At 61.9% G+C, this 17,866-nt stretch carries 18 protein-coding genes and 1 pseudogene; 17 read left to right on the top strand and 2 right to left on the bottom strand.

Annotated features, from left to right (window positions below; translation table 11 throughout):
* The first annotated feature begins 80 nt into the window (after positions 1–80).
* The 5 genes from ACNQVK_RS02430 (at position 81) to ACNQVK_RS02450 (ending at position 3,668) form a co-directional block, all read left to right on the top strand.
* Positions 81–758 carry a hypothetical protein gene (locus tag ACNQVK_RS02430; protein ID WP_418028463.1) on the top strand — a complete coding sequence of 226 codons (678 nt, stop codon included), beginning with the start codon at positions 81–83 and terminating at the stop codon, positions 756–758.
* Complete coding sequence (locus tag ACNQVK_RS02435; RefSeq protein ID WP_418028464.1) at positions 759–1,388, top strand: hypothetical protein; 630 nt, start codon at positions 759–761, stop codon at positions 1,386–1,388.
* Positions 1,385–1,933, top strand: coding sequence for a hypothetical protein (locus ACNQVK_RS02440; RefSeq protein WP_418028465.1), 549 nt, complete (start codon positions 1,385–1,387; stop codon positions 1,931–1,933). The genes ACNQVK_RS02435 and ACNQVK_RS02440 overlap by 4 nt, the downstream gene beginning before the upstream one ends.
* A 525-nt stretch (positions 1,934–2,458) precedes the next feature.
* On the top strand, positions 2,459–3,025 hold the full coding sequence (hsaB, locus tag ACNQVK_RS02445) for a 3-hydroxy-9,10-secoandrosta-1,3,5(10)-triene-9,17-dione monooxygenase reductase subunit (RefSeq protein WP_067776368.1): 567 nt from the start codon (positions 2,459–2,461) through the stop codon (positions 3,023–3,025).
* 178 nt (positions 3,026–3,203) lie between these two features.
* Complete coding sequence (locus ACNQVK_RS02450; RefSeq protein ID WP_067776377.1) at positions 3,204–3,668, top strand: helix-turn-helix domain-containing protein; 465 nt, start codon at positions 3,204–3,206, stop codon at positions 3,666–3,668.
* A 183-nt stretch (positions 3,669–3,851) separates the two neighbouring features.
* Here the strand turns inward: ACNQVK_RS02450 and ACNQVK_RS02455 are convergent, their stop codons facing one another.
* Positions 3,852–4,340: a winged helix-turn-helix transcriptional regulator gene (locus tag ACNQVK_RS02455; protein ID WP_067776214.1), complete on the bottom strand. Its 489-nt coding sequence runs from the start codon at positions 4,338–4,340 to the stop codon at positions 3,852–3,854.
* Between the two features lie 112 nt (positions 4,341–4,452).
* Here ACNQVK_RS02455 and ACNQVK_RS02460 point away from each other — a divergent pair, with 112 nt between their 5' ends.
* Entirely contained in the window at positions 4,453–5,103 is a 651-nt protein-coding gene (locus tag ACNQVK_RS02460) for an isochorismatase family cysteine hydrolase (protein WP_067776225.1), read from the top strand.
* A gap of 671 nt (positions 5,104–5,774) precedes the next feature.
* Here the strand turns inward: ACNQVK_RS02460 and ACNQVK_RS02465 are convergent.
* Positions 5,775–5,939 (bottom strand): hypothetical protein, encoded by a 165-nt coding sequence (locus tag ACNQVK_RS02465; protein ID WP_418028450.1) that lies wholly within the window; start codon positions 5,937–5,939, stop codon positions 5,775–5,777.
* On the opposite strand from ACNQVK_RS02465, the pseudogene ACNQVK_RS02470 reads away from it, so the two are divergent.
* From ACNQVK_RS02470 to ACNQVK_RS02520, 11 genes and pseudogenes are all read left to right on the top strand, one after another.
* A pseudogene (locus ACNQVK_RS02470) lies at positions 5,919–6,011 on the top strand (hypothetical protein); the annotation flags it as partial. The gene ACNQVK_RS02465 and the pseudogene ACNQVK_RS02470 overlap by 21 nt on opposite strands.
* Positions 6,012–6,554: 543 nt before the next feature.
* On the top strand, positions 6,555–6,770 hold the full coding sequence (locus ACNQVK_RS02475) for a hypothetical protein (RefSeq protein WP_231965843.1): 216 nt from the start codon (positions 6,555–6,557) through the stop codon (positions 6,768–6,770).
* A gap of 132 nt (positions 6,771–6,902) precedes the next feature.
* Positions 6,903–9,158, top strand: coding sequence for an MMPL family transporter (locus ACNQVK_RS02480; protein WP_067776221.1), 2,256 nt, complete (start codon positions 6,903–6,905; stop codon positions 9,156–9,158).
* Between the two features lie 466 nt (positions 9,159–9,624).
* A complete protein-coding gene (locus tag ACNQVK_RS02485; RefSeq protein ID WP_231965844.1) occupies positions 9,625–10,125 on the top strand; it encodes a hypothetical protein in 501 nt (166 codons plus the stop codon).
* Between the two features lie 3 nt (positions 10,126–10,128).
* A complete protein-coding gene (locus tag ACNQVK_RS02490; RefSeq protein WP_418028466.1) occupies positions 10,129–11,283 on the top strand; it encodes an acyl-CoA dehydrogenase in 1,155 nt (384 codons plus the stop codon).
* Positions 11,284–11,294: 11 nt separating this feature from the next.
* Positions 11,295–12,335, top strand: coding sequence for an SDR family oxidoreductase (locus tag ACNQVK_RS02495; protein ID WP_067771796.1), 1,041 nt, complete (start codon positions 11,295–11,297; stop codon positions 12,333–12,335).
* Complete coding sequence (locus ACNQVK_RS02500) at positions 12,332–13,570, top strand: aspartate aminotransferase family protein (RefSeq protein WP_418028467.1); 1,239 nt, start codon at positions 12,332–12,334, stop codon at positions 13,568–13,570. Before ACNQVK_RS02495 ends, ACNQVK_RS02500 begins: the two co-directional genes overlap by 4 nt.
* A 25-nt stretch (positions 13,571–13,595) precedes the next feature.
* Positions 13,596–14,057, top strand: coding sequence for a type II toxin-antitoxin system RatA family toxin (locus tag ACNQVK_RS02505; RefSeq protein ID WP_067771802.1), 462 nt, complete (start codon positions 13,596–13,598; stop codon positions 14,055–14,057).
* Positions 14,054–15,061 carry a DUF2156 domain-containing protein gene (locus ACNQVK_RS02510; protein WP_067771805.1) on the top strand — a complete coding sequence of 336 codons (1,008 nt, stop codon included), beginning with the start codon at positions 14,054–14,056 and terminating at the stop codon, positions 15,059–15,061. Before ACNQVK_RS02505 ends, ACNQVK_RS02510 begins: the two co-directional genes overlap by 4 nt.
* A 12-nt stretch (positions 15,062–15,073) precedes the next feature.
* Positions 15,074–16,474 (top strand): NAD(P)/FAD-dependent oxidoreductase, encoded by a 1,401-nt coding sequence (locus ACNQVK_RS02515; RefSeq protein ID WP_082957773.1) that lies wholly within the window; start codon positions 15,074–15,076, stop codon positions 16,472–16,474.
* On the top strand, positions 16,471–17,862 hold the full coding sequence (locus ACNQVK_RS02520) for an NAD(P)/FAD-dependent oxidoreductase (protein ID WP_082957774.1): 1,392 nt from the start codon (positions 16,471–16,473) through the stop codon (positions 17,860–17,862). Before ACNQVK_RS02515 ends, ACNQVK_RS02520 begins: the two co-directional genes overlap by 4 nt.
* The last annotated feature ends 4 nt before the right edge of the window (positions 17,863–17,866 follow it).

A 17,866-nucleotide genomic window follows, 5' to 3' on the forward strand; every position in this document is an offset into this window, starting at 1 on the left:
GCGGAACCCCATCCGTTCGGGGCGCCACCCCGAACGGGCACGGGACTCGGGTGGGCATGACGTGAGGGGAGCGAAAGAACGTGTCGGCCTGGACGAAGACCGCAAATTCCGGTCGCCTTTTCGAGTCGCAGGCCAGCGCGTTGGCCCGCGCGGCAGCCGAAGCCGGCATCGAAGGATTCGCGCTCGTCGACGCCGAGCGCGACGGCGACGACGTCGACCTGATCTTCACCGCCTCCGGCGAGAACTTTCTATCCGAACTCGTCGCGCAGCAAGATCAGATTCGTATCCAGTTCGGGTTCGGCTTCTTCGCCGGTTGCCGGCAACACGGGCGTCGCTTCGTCCTGTCCTTCTCCGATGACCACCCCAAGACCCGACATGTGGCATACAAGCGGGCCATGCAGCAGGCAGACGCTGAAGAGCGCCGACGCGCCGATGCAGAGAATCGCCTGAATCGCCAACGGGACCGCGAACGGAGCGCCCTGGCCGAGCAGGTGGCCGACCTGCAACGTCGTTGCGCACGGCTGACTCAGCAACGCGATGCGCTGCGGGCCGACTATGCGGCGCTCGCGGCGGCCGAGCGGGAACGCCACCGCGCCGAGACCGCAGCCCTGGCCGAGCAGTTCGCAGACGAACTAGCGAAGTATCCCCGCGAGGAGGTCCACTTGCGCGGCGGCGCTCACGACTGGGACCACCGCATCATCCACCACGAATTGCCGGCCGACCAGTGCGTCACCCTGGCCGAGATCGGGCCACGGTAGATGAGGATCGTCGGCGGCGCCATGGTGCTCGTCGGCCTGGGCGGAGCGATGGCGCTGCTCAATGACCGTCACGGCGGCCACGGCGACACCTTCGGGATCGTTCAGCTGATCCTGCTGGGATGTTGTGGGATAGCTGTCGTCCTGGTGGACAGATCCCGCAGGCGCCAGCGGCAACGCGATGTGCTTGCCCTGGAGGAAATCGCTACTCGCTGGCTGCGCGAAGACGATCCGATTACTGCCATTCTCGCCGAACGGATCGGCGATCCCGAACCGTGCACCTCACAGTTCGCCCAAATCGACACGTCATGGCCGGCCAACGTCCTTCGCGACCTCGTCGCGAGCTGCACCAGGTCGGTCGAGATTCTTGATGACTGGCGACAGATTGCGCGCCGCGCCGGAACACCGGACGCTATCGCCTCTGTTGAGTGGTTGTCCGATTACCGTGGTGCGCTGCTCACAGCGGCGAGCGCGGCGCTTGCCCAGGCCGAGCAGCACGAGGCTGAACATGAACGCGCGCAACGTGATCGCGTTGAGGCTGAACGTGCCGAACGTGAACGCCAACAGCAACGAGACGAAGCCGACATCCAGCGGTTGATGGATGACATTCGACGTGAACGTGGTGCGCAGTGAACGATGTCGACGACACGTGGCGGAGTGGGGGATTGCTGGACGAGGCGCAGCGGCGATTGGATGCCGAATCCGGAGGTGAGCGGGGCGGGGCATCTGTCCGGCAGGAATCTGGAGGTGAACTTTCGGAGCCGACCATTGCGAGCGACCGTCTGGGGCGGCTACGCGCCGAAGCGATACGGCGAGTCGTCGCCCAAGAGGTCAAGCACCGCTACGGCCAAATCCTGCACGAGTTGGTCAGCGATGGCACATTTTTCACCCTGATGAACCGCGTCGGACTTACCTGCACCGAAACCACAATCCGCACCAACGACAATCACACAACCACCCAGGTCACGACGGTGACCGCGCCGAGTCTGATCGGTGTCGCGGTGACTAAGAGCGGGTTAGAGCTCACTTTCGCCGGTGTGCTGGGGCAAGGACTCGACAACTGGACCGCCGCGCGCTCCGCCCTGCGGAGCACCTTCGCCGCGCCGCTGCTCACCATCAGCGAAACGCGCAGCGGTCAATTCGTTACCAAGCTTAATGATCAAATCACGCCGACATGACCGCTCAGAGCTCAACGCCGGGGGCCCGTTCACCGTGACGCGGTAGGTGTCTGGGGCTATCGAACGAATGCACCCCTTGATGATATGGCCGCTGGGAAGCGGCGGCTCGCTCAAAGCCATGCGCCGCGAGAAGGTCGCCATCACCATCAGCCGCATGCCCCTCGGCTGACGACCGGTGCGTATGCCTCGCGGGGAATGGAACCGCCAGACCTCCCAAGACTAAGCCTCCCTTCGCCTCTGCGGAAACAAGCAATCCCACCCGACAACAGCTCGGTCCGCTGCGTGTGTGCATCGAATCGGCAGGGCGCCGGTATCAGTGGACGAAGAGCAACGGAATAATTGGTGGAGGTGCTCTGTGCACTCGTCGGCTTCCCGTCGTCGTAAACGCCCGGATAGGCGAAATATCTTGCGTGGTAACGTAACCCCGCAGTTGGCGCAGGTATACGTGTGAATGGAAGGGTCGATATTCCTGCCGCCGGGGTGAAATTGCGCGTAACGATCAGTCGGCGAGATGAGGCGTGACTTATGACGGCGGAAGTGGTCGACCAAGGTTTCTTCCGAAATGTGTTGGGTAGATTCTGCACGGGGATCACCGTGGTTACTACCGTCGATCAGGGCACACCGGTTGGGTTCACGTGCCAGTCGTTCGCGGCGTTGTCGCTGGATCCGCCACTGGTCCTTTTTTGCCCCACGAAGCGATCCGGCGCCTGGCACGCCATTCATGCAAGTGGACACTTCTGCATCAATGTCCTGAGTGAGAAGCAAGAGAACGTATCAGCCAAGTTTGGGTCTCGCACACCTGACAAGTTTGGCGGAATCCAGTGGCGCCCGTCGAGGTCGGGATCGCCAATTCTTGCTGATGCGTTGGCGTTCATCGACTGCACGGTGTATGCCGTACACGAGGGCGGAGACCACTTCGTCGTGTACGGTGCCGTGCAGGAATTGTGGGAGTCCGGCGAATCGGATGTACGTCCATTGCTGTTCTACCGGGGCGCGTATGCGGGTATCGACCGCACGGCAAGTGCCGTGGCCGCGATGCGGACCGATGCACAAGCTGTTACCACGGCGAATGTCGCAGACGGTTGGATATAACCCCTGGAAAGGGTCGTCCGCTGAAGGGTTGAAGTCCAAATCGCGTGTCGGAGACGGCGCAGTCAGTTGCGCCGTGGACACCAGTCATCGCATAGCGGAGCCCAACACGCCGCCTGCGTAACCTACTTCGTAGTAACATCGGCACGATCAGTCGCTTCGGGTGAATGGGGAGCCACGATTGAGCGGAAAAGCAGCGTCAGGCAGCTCAGACGGTGAAGGTTCCGAGCTCTCGGTCAAGCTGAACAAGCTTTTCGCCACATTGTGGAACCCGGCCGATGGGCCGTCGTCAAACGTTAGCGCAGCGCTGGCGATTACCCGCAAGACGGGCGTCTCGATCAGCTCGGCGTACCTCTGGCAGTTGCGCACCGGAGCGCGGGTGAATCCGACCGTGCAGCATCTTAGGGCGATCGCCGAGTTCTTCGGTGTAGCGCCCTCTTTTCTGATCGACCCAGGATCTGATCCAAAGATCGATCTCCACCTTCAGACCTTGCACGTACTGCGCGACAAGCACGTTCGAGACCTCGCAGTGCGCGCATCAGGACTCACTCCGCAGGCGCTCACCAGTCTGGCCGCTATGGCTGATCTCGCGCGTCAGATTGAGAGGTTGCCCCCGGCCGCCAGCTGGGTCGATAGTGACCGCTAGGTGTAGCAGCTAGGTAGCTAACTGTGTGCCGCGGCGTCGTGGGTTGCTTGGCTTTGCGACCACCAGAGGTGTATGAGCAGGTCATCTGTCGGGGAAATGTTTCGCTGGCCTGCCGCAACAACGCGCCAGGGGCGCGGTCGGAGGGATAACCTGGGCCAGGCGGCTTTTGGGCCGCATCGCCGGTCATGGTGAGAGGCGGCGGCGGGCGCGTTCCGCGGCGAACTCCTTGCTCAGGTCCGAATCGATATCGGTGTGCGAGACAATGACTTTGCAGGTAGGACACACGAGATTCAAATCGAGCTCCGTACCGCATACCTGATGGCGGATATGGACCGCCAAAGGCTCGGTTGGGTCCTTCTGCCAAATCTCACCCCAGGCACGCAGAGCGAGGATGACCGGCAGGAAGCCACGGCCCATCTCCGTTAGGTGGTAGTCATGGCGAGCGGGCCGCTCGCTGTAGAGGTGCCGCGCGACAAGCCCTTCCGATTGCAACTGTTTGAGCCGCGCTGCGAGCATCTGAGCGGTGGCGCCTGTTTGTACCTGTAGATCGTCGAACCGGGTCGTGCCAAGAAACATCTCGCGGAGCACGACGATCGACCAACGGTCGCCAATAACCGCAGCAGCGCGCGCAATAGGGCATAACGTCTCTTGCGCTGGTTTGCCTCTGGGCATTGGCGCGTTCCTCTCTGGACTCCCCCCACTTACTATGATATTCATAGTAAGTGGGGGAAGGTCCACCGTTCTCATCGTTGGCCGCACCCCTGGGGAGACTTGGGAGGGTTTCATGGCCAGTGAGTTAATCCGTTCGGAGCGTACCGGGCTTCTTCTCGTCGATCCGTACAACGACTGGCTTTCTGACGAGGGCAAGCTCTGGCCTCGCATTCGCGATGTCGCGGGAAAGGTCAATCTTCTGGAGAACCTCTCGGAGCTCTTGAACGCGGTTCGAGGAGCCCGCATTCAGGTGTTCGTGGTGCCGCATCGTCGCTGGGAGCCGGGCGACTACGAGGACTGGTTGTATCCGAACCCCACGCAAGAGCTCATGAGCAAGACTCACGCGTTCGCCCGTGGCGAGTGGGGTGGCGAATGGTACCCGCCGCTAGCTCCTCAGCGAGGTGACGTGATCGTCAAAGAGCATTGGGCACAGAGTGGTTTCGCCAACACCGACCTTGACTTCCAGATCAAGCAACGTGGAATCACTCATCTGATCGTGGCCGGCCTCCTGGCGAACACCTGTATCGAGTCGACCGCGCGCGCTGCAATGGAGCTGGGGTATCACGTGACTCTCGTGCGGGATGCGACAGTCAGTTTTTCCGCGGCAATGATGAATGCCGCGCATGCATTGAACGGTCCAACGTACGCACATGACATCGTCGACGTCGCTGAGATTGTGAGTCGGGTGGCGACTGCCACCACACCCTTGCTTGCTCGCGGGTAGTTGGGTGTCGTCTCAGCAGATGCGGCCACGCACCTGCTTCACTGCTTCCTTGCGCAGAAGCTATTGATCGCGATGTTTGCCGTGACCTAGGTCGCGGCTTGCGTTTGCGCGCACAGGATTCGTCCAGATGCACCAAAATATGTTGTTAATTAAGGCATATTCAAGATCACCTGGAACAGTCTGCGAAATTTTCTGCGCTCAACCGTCGCGCCATTCAACGTTGCTCGATGTGAGGTTTTTAACACCGTCAGCGCGTTTTCAAGCGTATACGCTACGGCCAGTACGTTAGCTCACATAAATGAGTGGAGTGCTAGTTCGGGGCTGTGGGGAGACGACCTCCACCGCGTTGCGAGGCAGGCGTACTTCATACCGTTGGTAAGCGAGGGGGGCTTCGTTATGGCTAGGCACGGTAAGGAAAGACACCGCCAAGAGGTGGGTAGTCCGCACATCTTCGGTGGTGTCACGCACTCACTAGCTGATGCTGAGATGACGTGTGACCGGACCGGATCGTGCCGCCGATTACGGCAGCTCCATTCAGACACTTTGGCTTACTGCGCTTTACGCGCCGATCAACGTTTGCGTCGTGGCCTTGGTCATCGCGTGGGGCGTGGGTGATGACGCGGTCAAGGCTCGGTGCCAGCCAGATTGTCGGTCCTCGTGGAGAACGTGCTTCAGAACGGGTACTCGAAGCCCTCGGCGGCACGAATGACGACATCGTGCAGGTCGCCCTCGACGATCTTCGCTGCGATTTCTCTCCCCGGTCCTGCGGCGTCGACGCCAAACATGTTGACCTGCTGGCGCAGTCGCAGGCGGTCATGCCGCCCGTGATCGTCCACCGCTCAACCTTGTCTGTGATCGATGGCGCTCATCGCGTCCATGCCGCTCGGCGGCAGGGAGTAAGAACGATCGCCGCGAGGTTCTTTGACGGCAGTCGAGAAGAAGCGTTCCTTCTTGCCGTCCAGGCCAATATTGCGCACGGTCTGCCTCTGCGGCTGTCGGACCGAAAGAAGGCGGCAGTCAGGATCGGGCAGATGTACCCGCAATGGTCTGATCGACGCATCGCAGAAGCTGCTGGGCTCTCTCACAAGACGGTGGGTGCATTGCGCGCACGGCCAACTGGGGAAATTCCCCAGTCGGAACGCACGATTGGACGAGACGGACGCGTACGGCGCGCCCAGAAGCGGCCTGCGCGCCAGCCAGTCGAGAACTCGCCGGTCCAGCCCGAAGGCACGCCTAGGAGTTCCGAAATATCCGTTCTGGGACCAGCATCGACGACAGCGTCGCGTGCCGATTCTGGCGGGCACGTCCTTGCGGAGAACGCGGGCTCCCGACCCGAACTCCCCGGAGATGGCTGGCCGAGCAGTGACAGCAACCTGACGCGGATCATGCAGGGTCTGTCGACAGATCCGTCGCTGAGGTTCAACAATTCTGGTCGGCTGTTCTTACAGTGGGTGACTGCAGGGCCTCGCACGCCGCAAGCCGCTGTCAGCTTGGCGGCCGCACTGCCCCAGCACTCCGTGGATTCGGCGTTCCGGATCGCGCGGCGGAACGCGCAGATGTGGAGCGTGTTCGCGGTCAATCTCCGCGACCGGATGCTCTCCGAGGATTCCGAACCCGATTGCGCCCTACTCGCCGACGGTGAGTTGTCAGGTTATGGAGATCGATGAACCCTGCGCGCCATCGAGCGCGGACCGGATCGATCACCTACCTCGCTTGCGGAGCTGATGCAGGTGTTGACGGAGTCGCACCGACAACGGCCCATTCACGAGGGGTCGTCCTGACAGATTGGAGATACAACAATGCTTCTCACTCGACTGGCGGCTTTCGCCTACCGAGCGCCAAAACGAATCCTGTTAGCCGCCCTGGTCTTCCTGTTGGCAGGGGCTGTCTACGCGACGCCGGTGATCACCGATTTGCCGTCGGGCGGATATGACGTACCGGAATCGGAGTCCGTGCGAGCGGAAACGGTGCTCAACGAGGTGTTCAGCGCCGGCGGCCTTCCGGTCGTGTTCGCTATCACCGCCGAGAATGCCGACAACGCACTGGCAGCATCGCGTGCACACGAAATTGTGCATGCACTGCAGGGATCTGCCTACGCGCACCAAGTCATCTCGTATTGGACCGCACCGCCACCGCTACAGAAAGCACTGGTAAGTGACGACGGTCGAACCGGTCTCGTCGTGGCGCGTATGGAGGGAGGCGACCGCGACGCACCGCAACGGGCCCATGATCTCGCGCAACCGTTGATCGGAGAAAGTGACGGAGTGAAGGTCACCGTCGGTGGCCAATCAATCGCCTATTTCGAGGGCAGCGCACAATCCCGACGCGATCTGGTGATGCTGGAAGCGGTTGCAGTTCCGCTGACAGCACTCGCGCTGATCTGGATCTTCGGAAGCTTAGTGGCCGCAAGCCTGCCGTTGCTCGCCGCGGCAATCGCAGTGGTCGGCACGGGAGCTTGCCTATGGACGATCCATCAATTCACCGATGTGTCGATCTTTGCCGTCAATCTGGCGACGGCTCTGGGGCTTGCTTTCGCGGTGGACTACACGTTGTTCATCTTGAGCCGCTACCGCGAAGAACGAGGCAAGGGTCTAACTGATCGCGAAGCGCTGATTCGAACGATGAATACGGCAGGGCGTACCGTGATCTACTCAGGTCTGACGATGGCGCTCACGATCGCGACTCTGTTCGTTTTCGAGCCCTACCTGCTGAGGTCCTTGGCCTATGCGGGCATCGCAAGCGTCGGATTCGCCACGGCCGCCTCGCTGTGCGTCGCGCCAGCGTTGCTGGTGTTCTGCGGCGACCGCATCGACTCCTTGGATATTCGTCCCTCATTGCGAAAGCTGCTGGGTCGAAAGGCCAAAGTACAGCCGAAGAACGAGGAGTCGTCGGTGTGGTACCGGCTCGCGCTGTGGGTGATGCGGCGTCCTGCTGTGGTCTTGCTCGTGCTGTCGGTGGCGTTGGTCGCATTGGCGACGCCGTTGCTGGGCATCCGACTTTCCTACCCCGACGATCGCGCGCTGCCCTCATCAGCGCAATCGCGTCAAACCGGAGATGTGCTGCGTGCAGGGTTCGAAACCGATCTTGCCGGGACGGTCGCCATCGTCATGCCCAGTGACGTGACCTCTGCAGACGCGGTGGGTCGATATGCCAGCCAATTGTCTGAAGTCCCTGACGTGGTGTCGGTGGCAGGCCCGGATGGCACCTATGTGCGGGGAGCGAGGATCGCGCCGTTGTCGGTCGACTCGCAGATCAAAGAAGGTGCGGCCTACCTGACGGTCTCGACTATTCACGATCCGTATTCCCATGAGGGGAAAACGCAATTGGCGGCACTGCGGGCTATACCGGCACCAGCGCCCACGCTGTTCGGGGGTATCGCCCAGCGTGACCACGACAACGTCGCCGGCATTGTGAACAAGGTGCCGTTGGTCGTTGGACTAGTGGCTGTGATCACGCTGGTGTTGATGTTCATGATGACCGGCAGCGTGGTCCTGCCAGTCAAGGCCCTGATCACCAACGCGCTGTCGCTGACCGTCGCCTTCGGTGTCATGGTGTGGGTGTTTCAGGATGGGCATCTCGGCGGACTTGGGAGCACCGCGACAGGCAACATCACGGCATTCATTCCGCCGTCGCTAGCCGTGATCGCCTACGCACTGTCCATGGATTACGAAGTGTTCGTCCTTTCACGAATCAGAGAGGAGTGGCTGCGGTCCGACAAGACATCAGCAGGCAACGTGCGCTCAGTTGGTTTGGGGTTGGCCCGCACCGGACGAATCGTCACTGCGGCCGCCGTCATCATGGCTGTCGTCTTCGTCGCCATCGCTGCCGGCCAGGTGTCTTTTATGCGCGGTCTCGGGGTCGGACTTGCGGTCAGCGTGCTCGTCGACGCCTTCGTCGTCCGCACCATCTTGGTGCCGGCCGCGATGGGAGTCATGGGTCGATGGAACTGGTGGGCGCCAACTGGGCTCGCTCTCTGGCACAGCAAGCGAGGGTTCGTGGAAAGTGAGCCTGATTCGCTTTCCACTGCACCGGCCAGCCAGGAACAACCCACCTAGAGTCCGACTCGGCGACGCTCTGCGGGCGCAGGGACCTGCGCCCGCATCGTGTTGCACGGAGGACAGTGTGCGCCGGCCCGCCGTTGGGAACTGGCCGATTGCATTGCGGGACGTCACTTCTTGAGAAACCCGACGGTTTGGTCAGGGCTGCCAGCGTGGGCGTGCTGGCCCGCGTAGTCGGTATCCCACGGTGGCCCTAGTTCTTTTTTGGAGACAGTGCCAGCGTCACTTGCGTACCTGAATCGGAAGTAAACTGTTTGCTATTGAAAGACGTCCCGCTGCTCTCGGCAACGCTTTTAAACAGCTTTCGTAGTAGCGTGTAAAACGGATGCGCGAGAGGTAAATATCTCGCGCAAGTGCGCGATGAACCATCGTATTGATGCGTTGCGTGGCATTAAGTATCCGGCGTTGGAATGATGCTCCAATTCGGCCACGTCGAGGTGGCGGAGCGTCATCGTCTGCGCGCGTGAAGGACGTCCCCGAAAGAAACGTCAATTGGAACGGAGAGGCACGAAACGTGGATAGCCTGAACCGCTTTGAGACGAGAACCACGCATCTGATCTCGCGTGCTGAATGGCTGGTTGGCCTAGGCGGATCAGTGACTCTGGCCCTACTTCACTGGGGTGAGATCAATTGGTTGGCTTTCGCTGGGTTTTTCGCTGTAATTGACGTATTGGGGTACCTTCCGGGTGCGATCGCGTTTCGTCGAAGCCAAACAGGGAAGATTGGCCGAGGTTATTACGTCGCCTACAATGTGATGCACAGCCTTTTAACTGCCGCATTGATCGCCGGCGTATGGTCGATCGTGTTTCAACCCGAGTGGGCGCTGCTTGCACTACCTATCCACCTTTTCGGTGATCGTGCCCTGTTTGGCAATACGACAAAGCCATTCGGTGTGCCGTTCGAGCCCGCCATCCTGCAGGAATTCGTGCAGTTCGAGCGTGAATACAAGGAAATTGAGGTCTAAACAATGCCTTCGGAACCCGATCGCGCGGTGAGATTCCTTGAGCGGGAACGTGCGGCACTGAATCGCTTGCTACCCGGACTCGATGAGGCGCTGACAGCCCAGGGTCTGGCAGTTCTTGAACGGGCTGACGCACCTGGGGCCGGGTTGTTCCGAGCTGCTGGCGGGCCGGGGTTACTGATACCAACGGAATACCAGGGCAAGGGCGCTACAGCGCTGGAAGCGGTGCGTGTGCAACGTGCGATCGGCTCACGCTCGCCATCGCTCGCTGTGGCGACCACCATGCATCACTTCTCTGTGGCCAGCCTTGTGGTCCTGGCGGAACTGGGAGGAAACGAATGGCTCCTCCTGGAGGCGGTCGCCACTCAGAACATGCTGTTGGCATCTGGTTTCGCCGAGGGCAGGTCTGACGGTCGCATCCTGACGCCCACCATGAAATCGGTATTGGTTCCTGAGGGTGTCCGCGTCAGCGGCTCCAAGAAGCCGTGCAGTCTGGCTCGGTCGATGGATCTCCTTACTGCCAGCCTGCTGCTGCCAGCTCCCGACGGCAACGGCGAGCGACTGGCGATCGCGCTGATCCCCGCGTCGGATCCGGGCGTCACGGTCACTCCGTTCTGGTCCAGTTTCGCCCTTGCCGGCGCTGAAAGTGACCAGATCGACATCGACGACGTCTTAGTTCCGCAGAATCTGGTTGTCCTAACCGACATAACCGACACCGGAGTGCTCGATGAGATCCAAACGGCGGGCTTCGTGTGGTTCGAGCTCCTGATGATGGCGTCCTACCTCGGTGCCGCCAGCGCGGTCGTCGAAGGGGCGATGACCTGCCCGACTGCATCTGATACAGACCAGCTGGCGTTAACGTCGCGGGTCGAGACCGCGATGGCTGCCATCGAGAACATTGCCCGGCAGGTGCCCGAATCCGCACGCACACAGGAACTTCTCGTCGCCACATTGCTAGCGAGGTACGCCGTTCAAGACGTTATCGCGGCGGTGGTGCCCTATGCCACTGAACTGCTGGGCGGTCTGAAATTCATGGGTTCGGACGACATCGGGTACCTCGCAGCAGCGGTCAACGGCCTGGGATTCCATCCGCCGTCACGAGCGCGTATGACCGGTCCGCTAGCCCGGTACTTCGCCGGGGCCCCCCTTCAGATCAGTTAAGGAGTTCACGAATGACTTGGCGGAAAAAGACGATCCTGGTCACCGGCGCCTCCGGCGTGGTGGGAAGAGCTTTGATCGACGAGCTGGCAGGCGATTTCGACATCGTCTGCATGCGCAACCGGACACCGGTCGCCGACGTGCGGGTCAGCGAATTCGTAGGGTCCTTCGAACAGCCCATGCTGGGCATGTCCTCAAGCGACTATGCATTACTGGCCAGGCGTGCCGACGCCATTGTCCACGTAGCAGCCGCGACCAGTTGGAAGGAAGACCCGGCGCGGATCCGCGAAGTGAACCTCGGCGGGCCGCGTGCATTGCTTCAGTTGGCCACGGTAGCCGATGCTCCGCTGTACTTCTTGAGCACCGCGTTCGTGGCCAACCCGCCGGCACCCAATGGACATTCACCGGGCGCGGCGGCCTACGTACGGTCGAAAATCGATGCCGAGCAGCTCGTTCGGGAGCACCCTGCCCGCACCGTGATTGTGCGACCGTCCATCGTATCCGGGGACTCGCAGAGCGGCCGAATGGCCGGATTTCAGGGGCTTCATGCTGTGCTGGGCGCCATCGTGCGGGGCAGCGCACCCATGCTGCCGATGCCCGAAGATGCGCTGATCGACTTCGTGCCACAAGATCTGCTGGCTGGAGCCCTGGGCCAGATGCTGCGAGAGGGAACCGATCAAGGCGAATACTGGCTGACTGCCGGCCACCATGCGTTACATGCTCTCGAGATCCGGGAGATGTGCATGGGGATCGCCTCCGACATCGGACTCTCCCCGCCCACACCGCGATTCATCCCGGGGGAAGCCGTGGACAGACTGATTCTACCGCTGCTCGAGGACTCGCTGCCGCCGTCGCTGCAAAGCAAGTTCCGCGACCTACTCGAATTCGCCTGGCTGTTTCAGACCAGCGAGCCGCTTCCCAACTCGCACGCAGCACTGGGGTTACAGGAGCGCATCACCGGCAGCGCCCTGCGGCGCTCGTTGACGAAATCGATGATGTACTGGGCAGCTGCAAAAGGCCTCATCGCTGGTGGGCGCGACGAGCAGGTCGCATGACCGCCACAACCATCGTCACCACCCACACCGAGGATCTGTGCCGCGCGCATCAAGGTTCGGGGAAGGCCACGTTGGGACGCCTGCTCGGCGGCATGCAAGAGGTGGCCTCCGAGGGTGCCTGGTTGACGATGTCCAACGGTGGCCGCTACCTGAACTTCGGCGGCCACGGCGTCTACCTGCTCGGCCACCGACATCCCAAAGTTGTTGCCGCAGTGAAACACCAGCTCGACAATCACCCCATGGCCACCCGTGTGTTCTTCGATCCGGTAGCCATCGGCGCCGCTGCGGCGTTGTCATCGGTCACGCCCCACGGGCTTGACCTCGTGCACTTCGTCAACTCAGGTGCTGAGGCAGCCGAAGCGGCGATCAAGCTGGCGCGCGCACACGGAAAGACCGCATTGGTCACCACCGACCGGGGCTTCCACGGCAAGACGCTGGGTGCGCTGAGCGTCACCGCGAACCCTAAGTACCAGCTACCCTTCGAACCTCTGCTGCCGGGCGTACGTAGCGTCCCGTTCGGCGACATCGAGAGCCTGGACGCCGCGCTGGCACAAACACGGGGGCGCGGATGCTTCATCGTCGAACCGGTCCAGGGCGAGGGCGGGGTCAACATTCCTCCCCGTGGCTACCTGCAGGCCGCCGCCGAACTCTGTGCACGCCACCAGGCGCTGCTGATCCTCGACGAAATCCAAACAGGCCTCGGGCGTCTGGGTACTTGGTGGGGGGCGGACCCTGAAGCCGTCATCCCCGACATCCTGTTAGTCGGAAAAGTGTTGTCCGGCGGCGTGGTTCCGGTAGCCGCCATGGTCGCCACCGCACGAGTCTATGAACCTTTTGGTGAGGATCCCTACCTGCACTCTTCTACCTTCGCCGCCTCACCGGTGGCATGCGCTGCCGCCGCAGCAACGGTGCAGGTGCTGCGCGAGGACGGTCTCATTGAGCAGGCAGCCACCCTGGGAACCAGACTCATGCACGATCTCGGGGACCTGCTGCGCAACCACGGCCTCGATGGCCGGGTACACCTGCGCGGGCGCGGGCTGCTGATCGGCATGGAGTTCAACGACCCCATGGTCGTCGGTGAGCTCTATCTGGGGCTCGTCGAGCGCGGTGTTTTGGTCAACCACTCGCTCAACTCCTCAACCGTCCTGCGTCTGACACCACCGGCCATCGCCTCCGACACTGACCTCGACCACTTCATGTCCGCGTTCGAACACACGATCACTGACGTTCTGTGAACGACTCTGTGAAGGAGAACAATTCATGCCCACCATCGAACTAGCATTCCACTGCGAGGCGATCACCCCGGCCGCCGCCTTCGACCGGATCCAAGACTTCGAAAGCTATCCCCGATACACCGAAGCGGTCGTATCGGTGGACATCGAAGACAATGACCCGCACGCGGTGATCTCCGTATGGACGGTGCGGTTCCGCAAGGGCCTGCTCCGGTGGACCGAACGCGACGACATCCGCCGCGACGTTGCCACGATCGACTTCTGCCAAGTCAGCGGCGACTTCAAAACTTTTCAGGGCTCGTGGCGGGTCCGCGAAGAAGAACAGGGCGCCACGATCGTGTATTTCACCGCCGAGTTCGACCTCGGAATGCCTTCTCTTGCAGAGCTACTCGATCCCATCGCCGCTGCCGCGCTGGCCGAGAACATCGAGCTGATCCTGGGCGGACTATTCGGCGCGGTCCGTCAAGTCGACCCGACCATCGCAGCATGACTCAGACGACGCACGACGCACTGGCCATCCTGGAAAACCAAGGACAAAGCGCATCGGCGTTCCTGTCGCTCAACGCGGGGAACAAGTACTTCACCGTCGATGAGGCGGCAGGCATGATCACCTACCGTCCAGTCGGGCGGCAGTGCTGGATCCAGTTCACCGGACCTTGTGCAGCGACCGACGCTGACCGCGCCGTTCTGACAGAGGCGTTCGCACAGTCGGCTGCGTCACAACGCAAGCGCATCATCGCCGTGCAACTGTCCCGACACGACGCCGAACGCGCCGCCAACGACGGTTGGGTCGTCAACCAGTTCGGGTGCACCTACAGCATCGACCTATCCCAGTTCAGCCTGCGCGGTCAGAAGTTCGTCAAGACCCGCAACATGGTGGCGCGTTCGCGCCGGGAGGGCGTGCATGTCGTCGAGGCGACCGCGGACATGCAGCAAGACCTGCGATTCGCCGAACAACTCGACCGCATCGACCAGCAATGGCTACGCAATAAAGGCCGCCATGTCAAGGAACTACGTCTGATGGTTGGCGAACGCAACGACGCCGTACAGGATCATCGTCGGCTCTTCGTCGCGATGCTCGGCACCCACGTCGTCGCCTACATCTCGTTCTCGCCCGCCTATGGCCCGCAGCCAGGCTGGCTCTACGACCTCACTCGCCGCTTGCCCGATGCTCCGCCGGGTGTCATCGAGCACATCTTCGTCGAAGCAGCCGACGTGCTTCGTGCTGGCGGGGCCGAATGGATCCATCTCGGCCTCACGCCATTCGTGGGAATCGACCCCGAACACGAACTGCCAGGCGCCTCCAGCCCGATTCTGAGCAAGGCAATCTCGCTGATACGTGAGCGCGGCGCCTTCCTCTACCCAGCACAAAGCCAGCTGGCCTTCAAGCTGAAATGGCGTCCCCACCAGATCGAACCCGAATACATCGCCTTCCCGGGCCGAATACGCCTGCGGGACATGTGGTGGCTGGCACGAGCAACCAATTCACTCTGAGGACAGGACACAATGGTAGACGCGACGAGGTGCCTCGACACCGCACCGATCTGGTTCCAGATATCAGAGTTCGTCACCCCCAAGCCGCAGCTCAACGGCACTGTTGAGACCGACCTGGCCATCATCGGCGCCGGCCTGGCAGGACTGGCGACAGCGTATTACGTGTCCAAATATGCACCAGGACTGTCGATCACAGTCTTGGAAGCTGGGCGGATAGGCGCGGGGGCGACCGGCGGATGCACCGGCATCGTCAGCCCCGGCTTGAAGATGGCGTTGCCCCAGTTACGGCGCAAGTACGGAGACGAAGGGGCGCGCGCGGCATTTGACGCATCCCAGCACGGGGTCGACCTGCTCCGTCAGATCGTCAACGCAGAACACATCGACTGTGACCAACGCGATGAACCGCACACACTCGCCGCGACGACCGTCGGCCAAAAACACCGCATGCAAACACATTTGAAAGCACTGGCTGAGCTGGACCGCGGCGTCGACTGCCTCAGCGACACCGAACTCACTGAACGGGCCGGGCCAGGATTTTTGGCTGGATTGTCCTACGACAACACGATGTTGGTCGATCCCTACCAATTGCTAGTGGGCTTGACCGACACCGTCATCACTCTTGGCGTCACCGTGTTCGAACAAAGCCGCGCCTTAACGATGGAGCCACTGGCCACCGGACGCGGTACGCGCGTCAGCACGGCGACAGGCTCGGTCGTCGCGGACAAGGTGCTGCTCGCCATGGACGGCTATGCCCACGATCTCAACCCGTTCCCACACAGCGTGGTGCCCATCCGCGCGCACGTTCTTGCCACCGAGCCTTTGACCGCCGATCAGCAAGAACAACTGCAATGGAACGGCCGGGGCGGAGTGATCGACCAGCGCAACTTCTTCAATTACTACCGGATGTCGGCTGACGGCCGCCTGGTATTCGGCGGTGGTCCGGTGATCGTGCCCACCGGGGATCCAGTACCGGATTCACGAAGTGCCGACGCGGTCCAGCAACGGCTTTATCGCGAGCTGACAGAGCGATTCCCAGCCCTCGCGGGTGTCAGGGTCAGTGCCCGATGGTCGGCATTGGGCGCCAGCACCCAAGACCGCTTACCGATGGTTAGTACCGTTCCCGGATACACCGGCGTCTACCACGCGGGTGCGTGGTGCGGACATGGGCTTGCCCTCGCTGTCGACGCGGCGTGGAGGTTCGCCCGACAGCTCGGCGGGCACCCTGCTGAGACGCTGCCATGGTCGCGGCGGCGCGCGCTGTCGATGCCGCGTCCAGCATTGTATTTCGGAACCAAGGCGTATCTGAAGCTGCTCGATTTCGCCGATCGACGTGAGGGCCGAGACATCGCCGTCGCCGTACCGCAACCATCGCCGAACAAACCCGCCGCGACGAGAAAGGTCGCCCTGTCATGACCGAACAAGCGATCAGCCGCGAACCCGACGTCGACGCGAGCAAGGACCGCGCGGAATCGCCACCCAAAAAGACACCGGCGCCTGTGACATCGAGCAGCGCCACGGCTGCTGTCACACACGAGCGCGCAGACATCATCATCGTCGGAGCCCGCATCGCTGGCTGCGCACTGGCCATCCGCATGGCTGACGCCGGTAAATCGGTGATTCTCTTAGACCGCGGCGAACGCGAAACCGATGTGCTGTCAACCCATTACCTGCAAGATCTACGGCTGTGGGACGAGCTCGACATCCTTAACGAGCTTCACGCTCTCGGAGCGCCGCCGCTGCACGCCACCCGAACCGTCATGGACGGCGTGGACATGTCCGTCCGCCATCCGCAGTGGCCTCGCATGTGCGTCCGACGGATTCTGCTCGATGAGATGCTGCGCAAGCGCGTGGAACGCGCGCAGGTCAACGTGCGCACAGGCATGTCGGTCACCCGGCTGCTCACCGAGAACAACGGCAGAGTGCGCGGCGTGGTCGCCGTGGATCCTGACGGCAACCAGCATCACATAAGTGCGCCCCTGGTGGTCGGCGCCGACGGTCGAAACTCCACAATTGCCCGGCTGGTCGGTGCCGCCAAGTACGCAGTGACGACCAACGACCGTGATGCGATCTGGCGGTACTACGCCAACTTGCCTGTCCCGCATGAGTTTCAGCTCGTCCGTGACGGCCGCCAGATCTACTTCATGGTGCCCTGCGATAGCGGCATGACCCTCGTCGTGGCGCAACCTCCCCGTGATGATCCGCGCGACTACCGGGACAAAAAGGTGTTCGAAGAGAACGCCCAGCGCATCATCCCAACGCTGCAAGGGCTGTTTGACCGCGCGCAACAGGTGGGCGAAGTCTGCGCGGTGCGCAGGATGGACGGCTTCTTCCGCGAGGCCGCCGGCGAGGGCTGGGTACTCGTCGGCGACTCCGGGCACTTCAAGGACGTCATCACCGGACAGGGGATCTCCGACGCGTTACGTCAGGTGCGGTCGCTGTCGGCGCATCTGACACCGGCTTACGGAAGCCCACGCACTATCGATGCGGCTACCGCCCGGTGGTGGGGACACCGCGACGCGGACGCACGACCGATGTACTTCTTCTCCCGTTCCATCGGTTTGGGGCTGCCGACAAATTCGATCGACGTCGAACTCTTCCGCTATATCAGCCGGTCTGAACGGCGCCGCCGGAATCTCACCTTGATGCTTCGGCACGAGTACAACCCACGGCGCCTGATGGGGCTTCCGGCAGCTGTCTCCTTTGCCCGCGCAGTCTGTCGCCCAGGCAACTCCTTCTCAACGGTCTTGGCAGACGCGCAAGCTTCGATGTACCGCCAGTTCGGCCGAAAGCAGGCGAGGTGACCAC

Source organism: Mycobacterium sp. 134, assembly GCF_048282715.1.
GTDB classification, from domain to species: domain Bacteria; phylum Actinomycetota; class Actinomycetes; order Mycobacteriales; family Mycobacteriaceae; genus Mycobacterium; species Mycobacterium septicum.